This is a genomic window from Streptomyces sp. A18, from assembly GCF_059026065.1.
This window is the reverse complement of record NZ_JBWLKL010000103.1, coordinates 1-3217: the sequence shown is the minus strand read 5'-3', so window position 1 is coordinate 3217 and position 3217 is coordinate 1. Positions and strand designations below refer to the sequence as shown.

The following is a 3217-nucleotide window of genomic DNA, read 5'->3' as shown; positions in this document are numbered from 1 at the left end:
CTTCAGCCGGCCGATCCTGCTGTTTCGGCGGCATCGCGGTACCGGACGTTGATGCGCTGGGCTTCCTCGAGCTGGTCTTCGAGGATGACGATGCGGCAGGCGGCCTCGATGGGGGTGCCCTGGTCGACGAGTTCCCGGGCGCGGGCGGCGATGCGCAGTTGGTAGCGGGAGTAGCGGCGGTGCCCGCCCGCAGAGCGCAGCGGGGTGATCAGGCGGGCTTCGCCGATCGCACGGAGGAAGCCCTGGGTGGTGTTGAGCATCTCGGCGGCCCGGCCCATGGTGTAGGCGGGGTAGTCGTCGTCGAGACGCCCGAAGGAATCGTCTGCTGTCACTGTGCCTCTCTGTGGAACACGCTCAAGGGGCCCGGGTGCCGTACTGGCACCCGAGCCCCGAAGGAACTGCTACACCATCTGCCGGCCCTGATCCTGCGCCGACCTTCTGTTTCCGCAGACCCGACCTCGAAGTTGTCGGGACTGCAGGGATCGCGGTTGCTTGACCGGAGACCACCTCACTATCGATGTCCTGCGGTACCCGGACTCAACACTCCGTCCGGGCGATCCTCCTGATGGCGCTCGGCTCCTCCGCTCTTCCCTCTTGAATCACTTGCTTGCCTACGGGAACTGCGTACTGCTGGGTGATGCGAACTGTTGGTGACCTGATTGAGCGTCACGCTCCGGCAGCCAGCCCCGTCGCCTCTCCTGCGTCTGCTCTGGCTCAGAACCCCACTGCCGGACTTCCCGGTGCGCGCGCCCGCAGCCGACGCCTTCACCGAGGCACTGCTCACTGCACTGCTGGTCCTGCGAACTGCACTTTCCGTACTGCTCACGATGGCCCCTGATCACTGCGGGCCACCCGGTCCGGTCGTCAACCCCGTCGCCGTCCTGCAACCGCTCTGGCTTCGAAACTCCACCACCGCACCATCCTGCAACTGCACTTGCGGGTACTGCTGCCTGGCAGTTCGTCTCTGCCGGGCTTGCTCGATCTCCGTTACGAGAGAAACCATAACCACACCACTGCTCAATGTCTACTCCGGCCGACACAGCTTTTCGTGTGTTCGACGGTGGGGTAATCGATCGCGAACGGGGCAGGAGGGGGTGAGCGGGCCCGGGGCAAAGGAGCCCACTGACGGACCAGGCATTGACGATCAGACCCGGGGGGCCTGATGAACACGATGGACGTCCACGCCGCAGCCGACCGTTCCGCGCGCGCCGTCACCGACGCGCGCGGTGCCACCCGGGCCTTCCTGGAAGACGTCAAGCAGCCGCAGATCGCGCCCGAGGACGCCGACACCGTCGTCCTGGTGGTCTCCGAGCTCGTCACCAACGCGGTGCGCCACGATGTTCCTCGGGCAACTCTTCCAGAATGCGAGGCAGAAGGTCCCGGCCCTCAACACCAGGAGAGGCCAGGCTAGTTCCGGCTAGGGTCGTCAGGCCCTCCGCCCGTCACTTCCAGTCCAGTCCGCCTACAGCTATCGACAAGCGGACGGGCTGATAGTGGTCCTTGACCGCTACTTTCACTTCCAACTGGATCGGCATTGCGAACTCGCTCTTTTTGCGAGGGGCTACTTCCTCCTTCGCAGTCTGCCCTCCCGAGTCGATACGAACGATCTTCGGCTTCTCCTCGGGGTCGACCCACGCGGTCAAGATGACGGATCGGCCGTCCTTGCTCCATTTCGCCAACGTCTCTGCCTTGACCTCACCAACGGTCAAGTCTGTGGCTGATACGCCCTTGTACGCGGCGGCCTTCGCGGCTTACTCTTGGTCCTGCTTGTCGCCGGCCGCGTACTGCCACACGTCCGCACTCGCCGCCGCGAGTACGGCGCCTGCAACGACGTAGGGCGTCAACCGGCGCCGCGAACGGTCCCGTTCGGGCTCCCTCAAGGCAGACTCCGCGGGGCCCGGCTGCGGGCCGCCGTGCCACTCAGGCGCCGCAGGGTCCGACTGCTGCGCTCCCTAGTCCTGAGAACTTGCAGCAGTTCGTGAACCAGTCCACCTGGGACCCGGTGCCGGTGCAGCGCCGGATCAACGAACGCCCGCTGCCGCTGGTCAATCCGGCGGCCTGGGTGATCGACGACGTGTCGGTGCCCAAGGACGGCCAGATGTCGGTCGCCGTGGCTCCGCAGTACTGCGGAGCCCTGGGCAAACGAGCCAACTGCCAGGTCGCCGTCAGTGTTCACGCGGCGAGTGACACCGCCTCGTGTCCGCTGCAATGGCCGCTGTTCCTGCCCCAGGACTGGGCCTCGGACCGCGACCGCCGGGCCAAGACCAGGATTCCGCCCGACATCACACACCGGGAGAAGTGGCGCCTGGCCCTGGACATGCTCGACACCCTCACCGAATGGGGCATGAAGGCGCCGGCGGTGGTGGCCGACGCCGCCTACGGCACCAACGCCCACCTGCGGGCCGCCCTGCAGGAACGTCGGCTCGCCTACGTGTGGCCATCCGGGCCAACGTGACGGCCCATCCGTTCGACACCAAGCCTGAGGCCCCGGCCCGCAAGGGCACGGTCGGCTGCTGACCCCAGCCCCGCTACCGCCACAGGGCACCGTGGCAGCCCTCGTCACGGGACTCTAGCGAACGGATTTCACCACCCTCACCTGGCGGCAAGGCTCGCGCGGAGAGTTACGTTCCCGTTTCGCCGCCGTACGGGGGTCTGCCCGGCCGGCCCAGCCGTCGAGTGCCCGGTCAAAGCCACGGCCGCTGCTGAGCAGGGCTGGTGGGACGGCGTCCTGCCCGACTGCTGGCTGCTGACCGAATGGCCCGAAGACGCCAAGTCACCCACCGAGCACTGGCTGTCCAACCTGCCCGCCGACACCCCGATCACCGACCTGGTCCGGCTGGCGAAGGTCTGCTGGCGCATCGAGCACGACTACCGCGAACTCAAGCACGGCCTGGGACTTGACCACTTCGACGGCCGTTCCTGGCCAGGCTGGCACCACTACATCACCCTGGTGACCGCCGCCCAAGCCTTCCTGACCGAACAGCGCCTGTCCCCAAAAGTCCCCGGCCCAGCCTCACCCTCTACCAAGTCCTCGACACCCTCCAGAACACCCTGAGGTGCTGGACAGGCATCTGCACCGCCTGCCACCAGCCCCTGCCGAGCAGGCCTCCGAGACCGAGACAGACCTAACGGAGTCCCATTAGTGCTGGATTCCTCTTTCGCTGGGTATATGTCCTGGTGGCGGGGACGGTGGTGGTACTCGGGGGCGGGTGCTGGA

The 3217-nt window shown here is 66.7% G+C and carries 4 protein-coding genes and 1 pseudogene; 2 read left to right on the top strand and 3 right to left on the bottom strand.

Translation table 11 applies throughout. The features are described from left to right. Positions 1-2: 2 nt before the first annotated feature. Complete coding sequence (locus AC5P1C_RS43485; RefSeq protein ID WP_493871546.1) at positions 3-332, bottom strand: MerR family transcriptional regulator; 330 nt, start codon at positions 330-332, stop codon at positions 3-5. Positions 333-1162: 830 nt separating this feature from the next. On the opposite strand from AC5P1C_RS43485, the gene AC5P1C_RS43480 reads away from it, so the two are divergent. After that, positions 1163-1411 (top strand): hypothetical protein, encoded by a 249-nt coding sequence (locus AC5P1C_RS43480; protein WP_493871545.1) that lies wholly within the window; start codon positions 1163-1165, stop codon positions 1409-1411. Between the two features lie 31 nt (positions 1412-1442). Here the strand turns inward: AC5P1C_RS43480 and AC5P1C_RS43475 are convergent, their stop codons facing one another. Further along, positions 1443-1709 carry a hypothetical protein gene (locus AC5P1C_RS43475; protein WP_493871544.1) on the bottom strand — a complete coding sequence of 89 codons (267 nt, stop codon included), beginning with the start codon at positions 1707-1709 and terminating at the stop codon, positions 1443-1445. A 42-nt stretch (positions 1710-1751) separates the two neighbouring features. Beyond that, the gene (locus tag AC5P1C_RS43470; RefSeq protein WP_493871543.1) at positions 1752-1880 is read right to left on the bottom strand and encodes a hypothetical protein; all 129 of its coding nucleotides are present in this window, start codon (positions 1878-1880) and stop codon (positions 1752-1754) included. A gap of 26 nt (positions 1881-1906) precedes the next feature. On the opposite strand from AC5P1C_RS43470, the pseudogene AC5P1C_RS43465 reads away from it, so the two are divergent. Continuing rightward, positions 1907-3055, top strand: a pseudogene (locus tag AC5P1C_RS43465) (IS701 family transposase); the annotation flags it as partial. Positions 3056-3217: the final 162 nt, after the last annotated feature.

Bases quoted from the DNA above. Each gene is read 5' to 3' on its own strand.
- AC5P1C_RS43480 (WP_493871545.1), top strand. From the start codon at position 1,163: ATGAACACGATGGACGTCCACGCCGCAGCCGACCGTTCCGCGCGCGCC.